This window comes from Sorangium aterium (assembly GCF_028368935.1).
Taxonomy (GTDB): domain Bacteria; phylum Myxococcota_A; class Polyangia; order Polyangiales; family Polyangiaceae; genus Sorangium; species Sorangium atrum.
The window spans coordinates 1,129,082-1,144,835 of record NZ_JAQNDK010000002.1; the positions used below are offsets into that span (position 1 = coordinate 1,129,082).

The following is a 15,754-nucleotide window of genomic DNA, read 5'->3' on the forward strand; positions in this document are numbered from 1 at the left end:
GGGGGAGAGGAGCAGTCGCGCGGATTCGGGAGAAAAGGGTGCACCCGTGCGTGCACCGGATCTTGCACGGGGGCCGGCACTCGAATCCACGTGAGGAGGTCTTTACCCATGGTCGCATCGCGCAACGCTCTCGTCCTGACGATCGGTCTCGCTGTCGGCGTCGGCTGCTCCAACCCGCCTCCGGCGAGCAGCCCGAGCACGAACGAAGCACCACCGCAGCCGGCCCCGACCGCCGCCCCGCCGCTGCCGGAGGCGGCGCCTCCCGCGGCGCCGCCGGCTCCACAGCCCGGCACCGAGCCGCAGGCGGGGGCGACCACGACGCCGAGCGCGCCCGTCGAGGCCCCGCTGACCGACGAGCAGATCCTCGCCGTCCTCGACGCCTCGAACAAGAAGGAGATCGACGAGGCCCAGCTCGCGCAGACGAAGGCCAAGAGCAAGGACGTGAAGGCCTATGCCAAGGTCATCACCCAGCACCACACCGAGGCCAAGGCGAAGCAGGCCAAGCTGGCCAAGAAGCTCGGTATCACGGCCGCGGACTCGGACAAGAGCAAGCAGCTCACCGACGAGACGCAACACGCGCTCGAGCAGCTGAAGGCGCTGCAAGGGGCCGATTTCGATCAGCAGTTCGTGGCCACCATGATCAAGGATCACCAGAACACGCTCGACTTCCTCGACAGGAAGGCGCTGCCGGACGCGAAGAACGCCGATCTGAAGGCGCTGGTCGAGAAGGACCTCCGGCCGACGATCGAGAAGCACCTGAAGGACGCGGAGGCGCTCTCGCAGAAGCTCGGTACGGCGGGCGCGGGCGCGACAGGGACCCAGGGCGGCGCGCAGCCGCCGGGCGCTGGCACGAAGGAGGCCGCGCCTCCGCCGAAGTAGTCGGCCCGAGGCGAGGACGGGAGAGTGAGACGAGAGCGGGGCGCGTCGTCAACGCCGATGCGTCCCGTTCAGCCGAGCGAGACCCAGACCGATTTGAGCTGCGTCAGCTCGTCCAGCACCGCGCGGCCGTTCTCCCGCCCGAAGCCGGACTGCTTGTATCCGCCATACGGGCTCGCCGCGTCGAAGCGGTTGTACGTGTTGATCCAGACCGTGCCCGCCGAGAGGCGCGCGGCCAGCGCGTGCGCCTTGCCGACGTCGCGCGTCCAGATGCCCGCCGCGAGGCCGAACTCGGTCGCGTTCGCGACGCGCGCGGCCTCCTCCACGTCGTCGAAGGGGAGGACCGCCAGCACGGGGCCGAAGATCTCCTCGCGGGCGAGGCTCATCGACGGGGAGACCGCCGAGAACACCGTCGGCTCGACGAAGAACCCCGGGCCCTCGCGGCGCCCGCCGGTCTCGCGGCGCGCCCCCTCGGCCGTGCCACGGTCGATGTAGCCGAGCACCTTCGTGAAGTGCGCCTCCGAGACGAGGGGGCCCATCTGCGTCGACGGATCGAGCGGATCGCCAGAGACCAGCCGGCGCGCGCCGCTCGTGACCACCTCCAGCACGCGGTCGTGCACCGCCCGCTCCACGAGGAGCCGGCTCCCCGCCGTGCAGAGCTCGCCCTGGTTGTAGAAGATGGCCGTCACCGCCGCCTTCGCGGCGCTCTCCACGTCCGCGTCCGCGAAGACGATGTTGGGGCTCTTGCCGCCCAGCTCCAGCGACAGCTTCTTCAGCGTGCCCGCCGCCGCGCGCATGATCGTCCTGCCCGTCTCCGTGCCGCCCGTGAACGAGATCTTCGCGACGCCCGGGTGCTCGACGAGCGCAGCCCCGGCCTCTTCGCCGTGCCCCGTGACGACGTTGACGACCCCCGGCGGCACCCCCGCCTCCGCGAGGATGCGCGCCAGCTCCAGCGTCGTGAGGCTCGCCTCCTCCGGCGGCTTGACGACCACCACATTGCCCACCGCGAGCGCGGGCGCAACCTTCCGCGCCGCGAGCAGGAGCGGGAAGTTCCAGGGGATGATCGCGCCGATGACGCCGAGCGGCTCGCGCACGGTGTAGTTCAGGAACGGACCCCGGACCGGGATCGTCTCGCCGCCGAGCTTCGTCGCCCACCCGGAGAAGTAGAAGAACGTGTCCGCCGTGCGCGGCACGTCGATCGTCCGCGCGGCCGTGATCGGCTTGCCCGTGTCGAGCGCCTCGAGCCGCGCCAGCTCCTCGCAGCGCGCGAGGATCAGCTCCCCCGCCTTCCACAGGATGCGCGCGCGCTCGTTGGGATCCATCGCCGCCCAGCGCGGAAACGCGGCGCGCGCGGACGCCACGGCCGCGTCCACGTCCTCGCGGCGGCCGCGGGCGAGCCGCGCGAGCGCCCCGCCCGTCGCGGGGTTCGCGGTCTCGAACGTCTCGCCGGAGAGCGCCTCCCTCTCGGCGTTGTCGATCCAAAGCCCCTTCACCGTCTCGCGCGTGTCACCCATGCCCCCGTCGTAAACCCGCGCACCCGGGGGCGGCAAGCGGCGATGACACCTGCCCCGGTGTGCGGGATACTCGTGCTGCCTATGGATTTCTCCGATCGCCCCACGCTCCCGTCCGTCCCTCCGCGAAGAGTCGTCACCGAGCTGCCCGGACCGAAGGCGCGGGCCTGGATGGCGCGCGGCGGCTTCGACATGCAGTCGAGGTACCGCGCGGTCGTGATGGACGACGTGGCGAGCCGCGGGTGCTCGCTCGTCGACGTGGACGGCAACGTGTTCCTGGACCTGTTCGCGAACTTCGCGCTCGGGGCGCTCGGCTACAACCACCCCGCGCTGGTCGAGGTGGCGCACCGCGAGGGCTTCATCCGCGCCGTCGCGAACCCGACGTCGACGCCGTTCGTGACGACGCCGGCCTGGTTCGAGTTCGTGGAGGCGCTCGAGCAGCGGTTCGCGCCGCGCGGCATGGCGCGCGTCTTCTGCGTGGACGCGGGGGGCGAGGGCGTCGAGTCCGCGATCAAGGCGGCGTTCATCCGGCACGGCGAGCGCCGGCGGGAGGCCGCCGGGCTGCCGAGGAACCCGCTCGATCTGCCGGAGGATCTGCAGAAGAGCATCCTCGACAACGCGGGCACCGACGCGGTGGTCGTGTCGTTCGCCGGGGCGTTCCACGGTCGGGGCCTCGGGCCGATGTCCGCCACGCACTCGAAGGTGATCCACAAGGCCGACCTGCCTGCGTTCCCCTGGCCGACGGCGCCCTTCCCCGCGAGCCGCTTCCCGCTGGCGCGCTTCGCCGACGAGAACGACCGCGCCGAGGCGGAGGCCCTCGCCGCGCTCGAGCGGATCCTCGACGCGCACGACGGCCGGGTGGCCGCCGTGATCGTCGAGCCCGTGCAGTCCGAGGGGGGCGACCGGCACGCGAGCCCGGCCTTCTTCCGCCGCGCGCAGGAGCTCGCCGGGAAGGCGGGGGCGGCGCTCATCCTGGACGAGGTGCAGACCGGGATGGGGATCACCGGCACGCTGTGGGCGCACGAGCAGCTCGATCTGCCGCGCCCGCCCGATCTCATGTGCTTCGGGAAGAAGATGCAGATGGGCGGGTTCTTCGCGACGTCGGCGTACGACGTCGCGCAGTTCGGGCGCATGTACCAGACGCGCAACGGCGACCGCGCGCGGTCCGCGATCGCGCTGGCGACGCTCCGCGCGATCGAGTCCGAGGACCTGCTCGGCAACGTGCGCGCCACGGGCCGCCATTTCCTCTCGCGGCTCGAGGAGCTCTGCGAGCGCTACCCCGCGCTCGCGAGCGAGCCGCGCGGCCGCGGCTTCCTGCTCGCGTTCGACCTGCCGACGACCGCGGCGCGCGACGATTTCCTCGCGCGCGCGCTCCGCCGCGGGGTGTTCGCGAGCTACACGGGGACGCGCTCGGTGCGGCTGCGGCCGCACCTCATCACGACGGTCTCGGACGTCGACGAGGCGATCGGCGTCTTCGACGCGGTGCTGCGCGAGATGGCCGGATGATCGTCGATCCGCGCGACGTCTGCCCGGGGGAGGGGCCGGAGAAGGTCGCGCGGGCGCTCGCGCAGTTCTCCGTGGACGAGGCGCAGGACGGCGCGGCGTTCGACGAGGGCTACCGGGCGCTCGACGCGGTCTTCGGGCCGAAGGGCGAGCTCGAGCGCCGCGAGGTGCTCTGGGCGTGGCTCACCGGGGCGCACACGGATGCGGGGGCGCCGATCTCCGCGACGTACCACCTGCTGCTCGCGCGCGACGCGGAGGGGCACCTCGCCGGCGTGCGCGATTGCTACGTCACGCTGGACCGCGCGGCGCGGCGCTGCGTGGCGCTCCTGTCGCACGCGCTCGTCCTGCCGGCCTTCCGCCGCACCGGGCTCGCCGCCTTGCTGCGCGCGGCGCCCGTCGCGCTCGCGCGCCGCGCGATCGGCGACGCGGGGCTCGCAGGGGGCCACGGGGCCGGCGGCGGCGGCGCGGAGGTGATGCTCGCCGCCGAGATGGAGGCCGTCGATCCGGACGACCGCGACACGGTGGTGCGGCTCATCGCGTACGGGCGCGCGGGGTTCGCGATCGTCCCGCCAGACGTGCTCCCGTACGCGCAGCCGGATTTTCGCGACATCGCGGCGCTCGGCGTCACGCCGGTGCCGCTGCCGCTGCTCGCGGTGGTGCGCCAGGTCGGCGAGGAGGAGCGCGACGAGATCCCGCGCGCCCGGGCCGAGTCGTTCCTGCGCCATTACCAGGCCGTCCACGCGCGCGAGGTGAGCCAGAGCGAGCTCGCGCCGATCCGCGAGAACGCGCTCGCGCGCCTGGCGGCGTTCCCGGGCGAGCGCGTGCCCCTGATCCGGATCCCGCGGGGGCCGGCGGAGGTCGCGGGGTTCGCGCCGGTGCTCCGGAGCGCGGTGATGCCGCTGTTCCCGCCGGCGTGGCGCGGCAAGGCGCCGCTCGACGTACCCGAGCGGGAGCTCGAGAGGCTCTGCGCGGCGTGGGGAGGTTGAGGGGTCGGGCGGCTCGGGCAACAACGGCGCTCGACGCAAGGAACCTCTGGCTGCATCAAGGTCTCTGAAAGCTGCGCTCGTCGTACCGCAGCGCCGCCGAGAGACCTTCAGCAGGAAGCTGCGGGTAAGCTTCCAGGATTTGCTCACGTGTCGCGCCGCTCGCCAGCAGATCGAGGATGAGTTCGACGCTGATGCGGGTGCCCTTGATGCAGGGCTTACCCCCGAGCAGGCCCGGGCGCGCGACGATCCAATCTTCCATCCGGCTCTCCTCCTGTCATCGTCCCGTCGGCTGGAGGATAGCAGCGTGATCGCCGCCTCATGGCCCGCGCTGGCAGACCATCGAACACATCCTCCCGAGCGACCTGCTCTGCTGGGCGCAGCAGGCTAGGATGACGGAGTCCGGAACCACCCCGCCATGCCGTCCAGCACAGCCCACGTCTCGATACGCACGATCACGGGCGAGATTGCCTCGGACGCCGAAGATCTGCTCGCCGTCGAAGCGCCGCTCGAGATCGTCGTCGTCGCGCGCCCCCGCGGGGCGCTCCCCATGGCGTCGGGAGCCCGCGCCCCGCGACGCCTCGGCATCACGATGCGCACGCCTGGCAACGATCGCGAGCTCGCGATCGGGCTCCTGTTCGCCGAGGGGATCATCTCCCGTGCCGCCGACGTGGTCGACGTCGACGAGCGCTCTGGCCCCTCGGGCGACCTCGTGCGCGTCACGCTCGGCGATGACGTGGCCGTCGATCTCGGGCGCACCGAGCGCGCCCTCGCGGTCGCGAACGCGAGCTGCGGCGTCTGCGGCAAGGCGTCGATTGACGTCGCGTCGTGCGCGCCGCCCGCGCCGCTCGCGAGGAGCGTCCCGCGGATCGCGCCGCACGTCGTGCACGGGCTCGCGGCGCGGCTCCGCGGCGCGCAGCCGGTGTTCGGGCGGACCGGGGGGCTGCATGCGGCGGCCCTCTTCGACGCGGGCGGCGCGCTCGCCGACCTGCGCGAAGACGTCGGGCGCCACAACGCAGTCGACAAGCTGATCGGCGCCGCGCTGCTCGCGGGGCGGCTGCCCGACCCGGGCGCGGTGCTCATGGTCAGCGGGCGCGCCGGGTTCGAGCTCGTTCAGAAGGCGCTCCGGGCCTCGATCCCGGTGATGGTCGCGGTGGGCGCGCCCTCGAGCCTGGCCGCCGAGCTCGCCGCGGCGCACGGGATGACGCTCGTCGGCTTCGCGCGCGACGGGCGATTCAATGTGTACGCGGGCCGGGAGCGCATCGAGGTCCCGGTCGTGGTCCCGGCGGAGGCCGCGTCGTGACGGCCCGCGACGTGCCGCGCGACGTGCAGGCGGAGCCGCCTCTGGAGCCCGAGGCGCCCAGCATCGGCGAGCGCAGCGCGGCGGCCGGCGGGCTCCCGGCGGTCGCCGCGACGCTCCGGCACGCGGTCGGCGAGATGGGGGTCGCGCGCGCCGTGCGCACGCTCCTCCGCGTGAACCAGGGCGAGGGCTTCGACTGCCCCGGCTGCGCGTGGCCCGAGCCCGAGGAGAAGCGCTCGATCGCGGAGTTCTGCGAGAACGGCGCCAAGGCGGTCGCCGAGGAGGCGACGCTCCGCCGCGTCACGCCCGAGTTCTTCCGCGAGCACAGCGTCGAGGCGCTCTCGCGGCAGTCGGACCACTGGCTCGGCAAGCAGGGGCGGCTCGTCCACCCGATGCTGCTCGACGAGGGCGCGTCGCATTACCGCCCGGTGTCGTGGGACGAGGCGCTCGACATCGTCGCCTCGTCGCTGCGCGCCCTCGGCTCGCCGGACGAGGCCCTCTTCTACACGTCGGGGCGCACGAGCAACGAGGCGGCGTTCCTCTACCAGCTGTTCGTGCGCGAGCTCGGGACGAACAACCTGCCCGACTGCTCGAACATGTGCCACGAGTCGAGCGGCGTCGGCCTGCGCGAGGCCATCGGCGTGGGCAAAGGGACCGTATCCCTCCACGATTTCGAGCTGGCCGACGCGATCTTCGTCGTCGGGCAGAACCCGGGGACGAACCACCCGCGCATGCTCTCGGCGCTGCGCGAGGCGCGGCTGCGCGGGTGCGAGATCGTGACGGTGAACCCGCTCCCCGAGGCCGGCAACGAGCGCTTCCAGCACCCGCAGCACCCGCTCGATCTCGTCGGCTCCGGCGTGCCGCTCTCGACGCTCTTCCTCCAGGTGCGCATCAACGGCGACGTCGCGCTCTTCACCGGGATCATCAAGGAGATGCTCGAAGAGGAGGAGCGGAGGCCGGGCGCCGTGCTCGATCGCGCGTTCATCGCGAGCCACACCCATGGCTTCGAGGCGTTCGCGGGCGCCGTGCGCGGCGCGCCCTGGGACGACATCGTCGCGCAGAGCGGGGTCCCGCGCGACCGGATCCGGGCGGCGGCCGAGATCGCGATGCGCTCCGAGCGCACGATCGCGTGCTGGGCCATGGGCCTCACGCAGCACCAGAACGGCGTGGCCAACGTGCAGCAGGTGATGAGCTTCCTGCTCCTTCGCGGCAACATCGGGCGGCCCGGCGCGGGCGCGTGCCCGGTGCGCGGGCACAGCAACGTGCAGGGCGACCGGACGATGGGCATCTGGGAGCGCCCGCCCGCGGAGCTCCTCGATCGGATCGAGCAGAACTTCGGCTTCGCCCCGCCGCGCCGCCACGGGCTCGACACCGTCGCCGCGATCGCGGCGATGGCCGAGGGGCGCGCCCGCGTCTTCTTCGCGCTCGGCGGCAACTTCCTCTCGGCCACGCCGGACACGGCCCTGACCGCCCGCGCCCTCGCGCGGTGCGACCTCACCGCGCACGTCTCGACCAAGCTGAACCGGGCCCACCTCGTGACGGGCAGGCGCGCGCTCATCCTGCCTTGCCTGGGCCGCACCGAGCGCGACGTGCAGGCTGGAGGCCTGCAGTTCGTGACCGTCGAGAACTCGATGGGCGTCGTCTCGAGCTCGCGCGGCGGCCTCCCGCCGGCCTCGGAGCTGCTGCGGAGCGAGGTGGCCATCGTGGCGGGCCTCGCCCGCGCGGCCCTGGGCGCGCGCTCGCGCGTGCCGTGGGAGGAGCTCACCGCCGATTACGACAGGATCCGCGATCTCATCGAGCGCACGATCGACGGGTTCGACGACTTCAACGCGCGCGTCCGGGACCCGCGCGGCTTCGCCCTGCCGAACGCCGCGGCGCGGCGCGAGTTCCGCACGGCGACGGGCAAGGCGAACTTCGTGATCCACCCGCTCCCGCGGCACGATCTCGAGCCGGGCGAGCTCCTGATGATGACGATCCGCAGCCACGACCAGTACAACACGACCATCTACGGCCTCGACGACCGCTACCGCGGCGTCCGGGGCGGGCGCCGCGTCGTGTTCATGAACGCCGAGGACGCGGCCGAGCGCGGGCTCGCCCAGGGGGACCTCGTCGACGTCACGAGCCGCTTCTCCGACGGGGAGCGCGTCGCGCGCGCGTTCCGCGTCGTGCTGTACACGATCCCCCGCGGCAACGTCGCTGCCTACTTCCCCGAGGCGAACGTGCTCGTGCCGCTCGGCAGCATCGCCGAGAAGAGCCACACGCCCGCGTCGAAATCGATCGTGGTGCGCGTCGAGCCGGCCGCCGCGGCCGACGGATCTGCGTGACGCTCCGCCGCTGCCGTTGCATTGGAGTCCGACCATGAACGCCCAGACCCACTCCCCTCCGCCCATCCCCGGCGAGCCCGAGCGCGCCTCGATGCGCACCGCCATCCCGGGGCCTGCGTCCGAGGCGCTCCGCGCCCGTCACCATCGCTACCAGGACGCGCGCCCGATCCACTTCTATCAGGACGCGCGCAAGAGCCTGGGCAACTACATGGTCGACGTGGACGGCAACGTGCTGCTCGACGTGTACGGGCACATCGCCGCCGTGCCCATCGGCTACAACCACCCGGATCTGCTCGCCGCGTGGCGCGACGGCCGCTTCGACTGGTGCGCCGGCTACCGCTCCGCGCTCGGCGTCGCGCCCGCGCCCGAGTGGGTCGACCTCGTCGAGAAGACGCTGATGCGCGTCGCGCCGAAGGGGCACACGCGCGTCTTCACGTTCACGACCGGCGCGGAGGCGGTCGAGAACGCGCTCAAGGCCGCGTTCATCCGGCTCGCCCGGCGCCGGCGCGGCGGCGCGCAGCCGAGCGACGGCGACCTCGCCGCGACCATGCTCAACCGGCAGCCCGGCGTGAACGCCTTCAAGGTGCTCTCCTTCGAGGGCGGCTTCCACGGCCGCAGCATGGGCGCCCTCTCGGCGACGCGGAGCAAGCCGATCCACAAGCTCGACATCCCCGCGTTCGACTGGCCCGTCGCGCCGTTCCCCGCGAGCCATTTCCCCCTCGCCGCGCACGCCGAGCAGAACCGCGCCGCCGAGGCGCGCTCGCTCGAGGCGGTCGAGGCGGCGCTCGACGCGCACCCGGACGAGGTCGCCGCGGTCATCGTCGAGCCGATCCAGGGCGAGGGCGGCGACCGCCACGCGAGCCCGGCCTTCTTCCAGGCGCTCCGCCGCCTCACCGCGGAGCGCGGCGTCGCGCTCATCATCGACGAGGTGCAGACGTGCGGCGGCGGGACCGGCGCGCTCTGGGCGCACGAGGCGTGGGACCTGCCCGAGCCGCCGGACATGGTCACGTTCTCCAAGAAGATGCAGCTCGGCGGCTTCTACTGCCGCGAGGAGCTCGCGCCGATCGAGCCGCTGCGCGTCTTCAGCACCTGGCTCGGCGACCCGCTCCGCGGCGCGCAGCTCGAGGTGATCCTCGAGGTCATCGAGCGCGACCGGCTCCTCGAGAACACGCGGGCGACCGGCGAGCGCCTGGTCGCCGGCCTCGAGGACCTCTGCCGGCGCTACCCCGGGGTGCTCTCGGGCGCCCGGGGCAGCGGCACCTTCGCCGCTGTCGACTTCCCCCACGCCGCCCGCCGCGACGCGGCGCTCACCGCGCTCCGCAACCGCGGCCTCGAGGTGGGCGGCTCGGGCGATCGCACGCTCCGCTTCCGGCCGGCGCTGATCTTCGCCTCGCGCCACGTCGGCGAGGCGCTCGACCACCTCGAGTCGGTCTGCAAGTGACCTCTGACGCCGCCGCCTCGCCCCCGATCCGGGTGTTCCACACGCCGCGCTATTTCGCGGACATCGGCGAGCATGTCATGCCGATGCGCAAGTTCGCCCTCGTGCGCGAGGCGATCGAGCGGAGCGGCCTGCCCGCGCGCGTCGAGGAGCCCGAGGCGGCCTGTGACGAGGACCTCCTGCGCGTCCATGCGCCCGCGTACGTCCAGGCGATCGCGACCGGCGAGCCCCGGGCGCTGGCCGAGTCGCAGAAGTTCCCGTGGTCGCCGGCGCTGGCCGGGGCGGTGCGCTTCACGAACGGCGGCTGCGTCGCCGCCGCCGCCGCGGCCCTCGAGGACGGCGTCGCGGGCAACCTCGCGAGCGGCTTCCACCACGCGCACGAGGGCCACGGCGAGGGCTTCTGCACCTTCAACGGCCTCGTCGTCGCGCTGGAGCGCGCGCGCGCCGAGGGGCGCATCCGCCGCGGCCTGGTGGTCGACATGGACCTCCACTACGGCAACGGCACCGCCTCGCTGCTCGCGTCGCGCCCCTGGGCGTTCCAGCTCTCCATCTACGGCAGCTGGTACAAGCAGAACCGGGCGTACCGGGACGTCGAGGGCGAGCGCGCCCCGGACACGGAGAACTGCTGGTCCGTCCCGGTCCCGGGCGGGAGCGGCGGCGCCGCCTACCTCGAGATCCTGGAGCGGCACCTCGGCCCGGCGATCGACCGCGCCGCGCCCGACCTGATCCTGTACCAGGCCGGCGCGGACCCCTTCCGCGAGGACCCGTACTCGCCGCTCGACCTGACGCACGACGATCTCTACGCGCGCGACGCGATCGTGTTCCGGGCCGCGCTCGAGCGAGGCATCCCGATCGCGTGGGTGCTCGCGGGTGGGTACACGCCCGACGTGAGCCGGGTGGTCGAGGTGCACCTCCGCACCTTCATCGCGGCGGCGCGGGCGAGGGGAGCGGCGGCGCGCCCGGGGTGACCTCGGCCGACCTGCGCCCCGCCAGGCAGGGTAGCATCGCGCGATGGCCGACCTGAACGACCCCGCCCGCCTGGCCGAGCTGCGCGGCGCCGTGCTGCGCGCCGACGCGGACGCCATCCTCGACGCCTGCGTGGTGCGGGCCGCCAAGCTGGCCCGGTCGCCGATCGCCGTGGTCAGCCTGCTCGTGCGCCATGTCCAGCTCCTGCGCGCGCAATACGGGCTCCCCCTCGAGCTCGCCGTGAGCTGCGCGACGTCGAGGAGCAACTCGTTCTGCCAGCTCGTCGTGCTCGACGAGGTGCCGCTCATCGTCGACGACGCGCTGCGCGACGAGCGCGTCCCGAAGGAGCTCGTCGAGAGCTACGGCATCCGCGCGTACGCGGGCGTGCCGGTGCGCGCGCACGGGCACGTGCTCGGAGCGCTCTGCGTGCTCGACGTCGTCCCGCGCCGCTTCGACCAGCGCATCGTCGGCGCCCTCGAGCAGCTCGCCATCGACGTCTCCGGCCGGCTCTCCGCGCTCACGCTGGGCGACGCCCCGCTGGCCAGCGCCGACGTGCAGGAGCGCCTCGTCCGCGTCGAGCAGGCCACGCGCGCGCTGGAGCGCGCGCTCCTCGCCCTCTCGCCCGTCATCGCCGCGGCGCAGGCGGGGCCGCGGGTCGACGCGGCGCGCGGGATCGACGCGTCGCCCGCGTCGCGCGCGACGCACGTCACGCCGGCCAGCCTGCGCGCGGCCGTGTCGTGCTGGCGCGACATGGGCCCCGTCGCGGACGAGCTCTGCGAGGAGGCCGCGGCCATCGCGAGCGCCTCGCCCTGCGAGGCGGCGTCCGGGCTCGCCACGGAGGCCCGGGCGCTCGCGCGGAACCTCGCCGAGATCGGCCCGCTCGTCCGGCTCGCCGAGGGCGTGCTCGACGGGACGCTGGGAGAGGCCGCCGCGGCCAAGGGGCGGGCGCTCGTGCTGCGCGGCGCGCTCGACGCCCACGAGGCCGCCTCCGCGGCGGTGCAAAAGCTCCGCGCGGGCGCCCTGCGCGCGCGGGCCGCGACGGCCGGCCCCGGGAGCGGCGCCGCCGCTCCGCCCGGGGCGGCGTGATCAGCGCGGCGCCGTGGTGATCACCGCGGCGGCAGGGTCGACGCCGGCGCCGGCACCTCGCGGGTGATCTCGCCCGGGTCGGCCCCGTCCGGGATCGGCTCCGAGCCCGGCGAGAGCGGCGTGCCCTCCCAGGTCGCTGTCTTGTCCCGGCTCCCGTAGACGAACGGCGGACGGGTCTCCAGCTCCCGGGCGATGTGGGCGAGCTCCTCGTCGAGGTGGCGCGGGTTCGCGAGCAGCTTCTCGCGGATGCCGCTGTTCAGGTAGCCGCGGACGTCGGGGCTGTCCGGGTAGTACTTCGTGAACACGTTGTGCCGGAAGAGCGGCTTCAACCGGTGCAGGTCCCTGGGCCCGGTCGGCAGCGGCAGGAGCTCGACGAAGCTCTTCCGCTTCGCCCGCTCCTCCAGCCGGTCGAGGACGAGCTGGAGGCTGTTCTCGAGCAGGTGCGGCGCGCAGTGATCCGCGAAGTCGTCGTACAGGAGCCGCATGAGCGCCCTCGCCTCGTCGATCGGCAGCTGCGCCTGCCGCTCGCGGCCCATGCGCCGCACGAGGACCATGAAGGGAGACGGCTGGTTGCCGGTCGCGCGGATCACGTCGGGATCGCGGAAGTCGGGCTGTCGGTAGGGGAAGTGGCGCGGGTTGATCGCGTCGAACCCGCCGCGGCCGTAGAACAGGATGCGCTGCCACGACAGGCGCTCTTCCGGCGTGAAGTACTCGACCTCGGCCGCGAGATCGACGTTCATCCCGAAGTACTTGCCCGGGGCCGAGGGCGCGGGGAGCGTGATCTTCCCCATCGCGTGGAGGTCGGTGAGGTACTGCATGGCGAGCTCGACCGGCGAGATGCGCAGCCAGTACGACAGCACCGTCCCGCGCGCCTCGGGGAGCATGAAGATATGAGCGAGGTAGATGACGCAGAGGTCCGGCGCGTACGCTGGATTGATGAGCACGGTGCCGTCGCGTACGCCGCGCACCTTTCCGTCCGCGTCTCGCGCCACGAGCAGGAAGTAGCGCATGTACGTGCCCGACGGCTCGGGCGTGAACGGGTCGTCGCGGAGGAACGCCTCGATCGCCTCCCTGCGCTCCATCTCTCCGTGAGGACCGAAGCAGTCCCAGAGGATCTGATACGCCGCGTCGAAGTCCGGGTCGGAAGGATCCTCGATGGACCAGATCTGGTATTTGCGGGTTTCGCGCTCGATCATCTCCACCACGTCCTGGTGGAAGAGATCCTTCATGCAGAGCCGGACACGTCGCTTCAAGCAGGGCTCCCGGGGTTCATGGTGCCAGAGGCGCATTCCTCTGATAGGTGATCATCGTGGCTCGCGCAGCGCTCGTCGACACCCGCTCGCACATCGATTCCGCGCGCTCCGTGTGGAGCGAGGCGGGCCCGGTCTATGAGCCCGTCCCTCCGCTGCGCGCGGACGCGGCGGCCGACGTGGCCATCATCGGAGGAGGGTTCACCGGGATCTCCACCGCATACCATCTAATCCGCCGATTTCCGAGCCTCCGCATCATGATCCTCGAGGCGCGTCACCTTGCGAACGGCGCGAGCGGGCGCAACGGGGGAATGATGCTGAACTGGATTAACGGGGTGAGCTCTCGTGATCCGGAGCTCACGCGCCGCGTGTACGAGACGACGCGCGCGGGGATCGACGGCATCGTCGGGATGATCCAGGAGCACGACCTCCCGGTGCGCCACCGCCGCGACGGATGCCTGGAGGTGCTCACCGACGCGCGCCGGGCCGAGGCGGCGCACGCTCGGGTGGAGCAGCTGGCCAGCTGGGGCATTTCGCTACAGTACCTGGACAGCGCGGCGCTCTCGAAGCGGCTCGGGGTCCGGGGCGCGGCCGGGGCCGTGCTGGACGCGACCGAGGGGCAGCTCAACGGGGTCGACCTGCTGCGCGGCCTGCGCCCGCTGCTGCTCGCGTGGGGGGTCGCCGTCCACGAGGACACGCCGGTGCTCGGGATCCGGGAGGGGCGCACGATCGAGCTGACCACGCCGGGGGGCATCGTCCGGGCCGCGGCCATCGTGCTCGCCACCAACGGCTACACGCCGCGCCTCGGCTACTTCAAGAGCGGCGTCTTCCCGCTGCACTCGCACGTGATCGCGACCGAGCCGCTCGACGCCGAGGCGCGCGCCGCGCTCGGCTGGGGGCAGGTCGCCGGCTTCAGCGACGACCGCGACCGGATCGCGTACGCCAGCATGACGCCCGCCGGTGAGCTGGTGTTCGGCGGGGGCAGCAACGCAGCGTACGCCTACCTCTACGGGAACAAGACCTCCTACCCGGGCACCCCCGACTCGGCCGGGCCGGCGTTCGAGGCCATCCGGCGCCGGCTCACCGGCTATTTCCCTGCGGCCGAGCGGCTGCGGATCGCGCACCGCTGGACGGGCACCCTCGGCATCACGATGAGCCGGCTCTGCAGCATGGGGGTGCGCGGCGAGCACCGGAACGTGTACTACGCCCTCGGCTACAGCGGCCACGGCGTGACGCTCGCCAACCTCGCGGGCCGCGTGCTCTGCGACATCTACGCGGGCGACGACGCGCGGTGGCGGGATCTGCCGTTCTACATGGCCCCCCTCCGGGGCGTCCCGCCCGAGCCGCTCCGCTGGCTCGGCTATCACGCGTACACCAAGCTGACGGGGCGCTCGCCGCGCAAGGCGGCGTAGGGCGGCGCGAGGCGGCTCCCGCGCGAACCTGGAGATCGCGCGCGAACGCATCGCCGCCACCTCGGATCTTGCTTCGTCAGACGCTCTCGCCAGCGCCGGCGCGGTCCAGAGCTCCTCGGCGCAGCGACTCCTTGAACGCCTCCAACTCCTGCTCTGGGAGCGGCACGACCATGCCGCGCAGCGGCTTCAGCTCAATCTGGGACACCGCCCAGGCGAACCACGCTGGATCCATTCCGCTATCTTTCTTCAGGGCATCCTCGAAGCCCTGGAGGATCGGGAAGCCGGCGCGGTCGATGAAGAACAGGTCGATGAGATCGCGCAGCTCCGACCGCCCCAGGAGCGCCACGATCTTGTTCGCGCGCTGATCCCGGAGCGCCTCGACCCGGATAGGACCGACGTAGGTGTCCGCCTCGACCAGCCTCGGCGACGCATCCGACGCGACATCGACGCGGAGGACCTCCGGTCCAGAGACAGCCTCGAGCCGCACGAAGCCAGGTGCAGACCTCACGCGCATGACGCCGACGCTCGAGGCGGCCGCCGCAGCCTCCAGCGCGCGGACAATCGGCTCGACGTCCTCGCGCAACCCGCAGAAGAGGTCAAGATCGTCGGAGCGTCGGTGATCGAGCAGCAACGCGAGCCCTGTGCCTCCGACCAGCCGCACCGTGGGCGATGCGTCCTGGGCCGCGAGGACCAAGCTTTCGGCCAGCTCAGGCAGCCGCGGTAGTCCGGACATGCTCCCGGCGACGCTCGAGCATCATCGTCCAGACGCCACGGGCGCGCCCCAGGCGGTGCACGATCCGAGGCCACGCCTCCTCGATGGCAGGCCAATCGAGCAGCGTCCATACGTCGCGGCTGTTGGCCTCGCGGAGGATGCGGGCGATCAGCTCATCCCGGGTCGGGGAAGCCTCGCGCGCGAGGATGCGACGCGCCTCCGCGACGGTGATGCCCAGATCCCACAGGAAATACGGCACGGCGTCGGGATCGAGCAGGCGTTGTGAGGTCGGCGGCAGCGGCATGTCGTCCCCCGGCACACGATGGCGCCACCCTCGCAAATTGCCGGAGGCAACACCGGCTCGCAAGGAGAATCCCCTCGGCCGGGCGGCCT

General features: G+C 72.8%; 14 protein-coding genes. 9 read left to right on the top strand and 5 right to left on the bottom strand.

The window, feature by feature from the left end:
• Window positions 1-108 precede the first annotated feature (108 nt).
• A complete protein-coding gene (locus POL72_RS19240; protein ID WP_272096895.1) occupies window positions 109-879 on the top strand; it encodes a DUF4142 domain-containing protein in 771 nt (256 codons plus the stop codon).
• Between the two features lie 68 nt (window positions 880-947).
• Here the strand turns inward: POL72_RS19240 and POL72_RS19245 are convergent, their stop codons facing one another.
• On the bottom strand, window positions 948-2,390 hold the full coding sequence (locus tag POL72_RS19245) for an aldehyde dehydrogenase family protein (RefSeq protein WP_272096896.1): 1,443 nt from the start codon (window positions 2,388-2,390) through the stop codon (window positions 948-950).
• Window positions 2,391-2,471: 81 nt separating this feature from the next.
• Here POL72_RS19245 and POL72_RS19250 point away from each other — a divergent pair, with 81 nt between their 5' ends.
• Both POL72_RS19250 and POL72_RS19255 read left to right on the top strand, forming a co-directional pair.
• On the top strand, window positions 2,472-3,893 hold the full coding sequence (locus POL72_RS19250; RefSeq protein WP_272096897.1) for an aminotransferase class III-fold pyridoxal phosphate-dependent enzyme: 1,422 nt from the start codon (window positions 2,472-2,474) through the stop codon (window positions 3,891-3,893).
• Window positions 3,890-4,876, top strand: a complete 987-nt coding sequence (locus POL72_RS19255; RefSeq protein ID WP_272096898.1) for a hypothetical protein — start codon at window positions 3,890-3,892, stop codon at window positions 4,874-4,876. Before POL72_RS19250 ends, POL72_RS19255 begins: the two co-directional genes overlap by 4 nt.
• 55 nt (window positions 4,877-4,931) lie before the next feature.
• On the opposite strand, the gene POL72_RS19260 is transcribed toward POL72_RS19255, so the two are convergent.
• Window positions 4,932-5,135 (bottom strand): DUF433 domain-containing protein, encoded by a 204-nt coding sequence (locus POL72_RS19260; protein WP_272096899.1) that lies wholly within the window; start codon window positions 5,133-5,135, stop codon window positions 4,932-4,934.
• A 156-nt stretch (window positions 5,136-5,291) separates the two neighbouring features.
• On the opposite strand from POL72_RS19260, the gene fdhD reads away from it, so the two are divergent.
• Genes fdhD through POL72_RS19285 form a run of 5 tightly spaced genes read left to right on the top strand, consistent with a single transcriptional unit; the run spans window position 5,292 to window position 11,987 of the window.
• Window positions 5,292-6,176, top strand: a complete 885-nt coding sequence (fdhD, locus tag POL72_RS19265; protein WP_272096901.1) for a formate dehydrogenase accessory sulfurtransferase FdhD — start codon at window positions 5,292-5,294, stop codon at window positions 6,174-6,176.
• Window positions 6,173-8,497 carry an FdhF/YdeP family oxidoreductase gene (locus POL72_RS19270; RefSeq protein ID WP_272096902.1) on the top strand — a complete coding sequence of 775 codons (2,325 nt, stop codon included), beginning with the start codon at window positions 6,173-6,175 and terminating at the stop codon, window positions 8,495-8,497. The genes fdhD and POL72_RS19270 overlap by 4 nt, the downstream gene beginning before the upstream one ends.
• Before the next feature lie 34 nt (window positions 8,498-8,531).
• Window positions 8,532-9,938, top strand: a complete 1,407-nt coding sequence (locus POL72_RS19275) for an aminotransferase class III-fold pyridoxal phosphate-dependent enzyme (RefSeq protein WP_272096903.1) — start codon at window positions 8,532-8,534, stop codon at window positions 9,936-9,938.
• Window positions 9,935-10,903, top strand: coding sequence for a histone deacetylase family protein (locus POL72_RS19280; protein WP_272096904.1), 969 nt, complete (start codon window positions 9,935-9,937; stop codon window positions 10,901-10,903). Before POL72_RS19275 ends, POL72_RS19280 begins: the two co-directional genes overlap by 4 nt.
• Before the next feature lie 43 nt (window positions 10,904-10,946).
• Window positions 10,947-11,987: a GAF domain-containing protein gene (locus POL72_RS19285; RefSeq protein ID WP_272096905.1), complete on the top strand. Its 1,041-nt coding sequence runs from the start codon at window positions 10,947-10,949 to the stop codon at window positions 11,985-11,987.
• A gap of 20 nt (window positions 11,988-12,007) precedes the next feature.
• On the opposite strand, the gene POL72_RS19290 is transcribed toward POL72_RS19285, so the two are convergent.
• Window positions 12,008-13,240 carry a hypothetical protein gene (locus tag POL72_RS19290; protein WP_272096906.1) on the bottom strand — a complete coding sequence of 411 codons (1,233 nt, stop codon included), beginning with the start codon at window positions 13,238-13,240 and terminating at the stop codon, window positions 12,008-12,010.
• A gap of 56 nt (window positions 13,241-13,296) precedes the next feature.
• Here POL72_RS19290 and POL72_RS19295 point away from each other — a divergent pair, with 56 nt between their 5' ends.
• Complete coding sequence (locus POL72_RS19295) at window positions 13,297-14,649, top strand: NAD(P)/FAD-dependent oxidoreductase (RefSeq protein WP_272096907.1); 1,353 nt, start codon at window positions 13,297-13,299, stop codon at window positions 14,647-14,649.
• Between the two features lie 76 nt (window positions 14,650-14,725).
• On the opposite strand, the gene POL72_RS19300 is transcribed toward POL72_RS19295, so the two are convergent.
• Complete coding sequence (locus tag POL72_RS19300; protein ID WP_272096908.1) at window positions 14,726-15,343, bottom strand: nucleotidyl transferase AbiEii/AbiGii toxin family protein; 618 nt, start codon at window positions 15,341-15,343, stop codon at window positions 14,726-14,728.
• A 13-nt stretch (window positions 15,344-15,356) separates the two neighbouring features.
• Window positions 15,357-15,665 carry a hypothetical protein gene (locus POL72_RS19305; protein ID WP_272096909.1) on the bottom strand — a complete coding sequence of 103 codons (309 nt, stop codon included), beginning with the start codon at window positions 15,663-15,665 and terminating at the stop codon, window positions 15,357-15,359.
• Window positions 15,666-15,754: the final 89 nt, after the last annotated feature.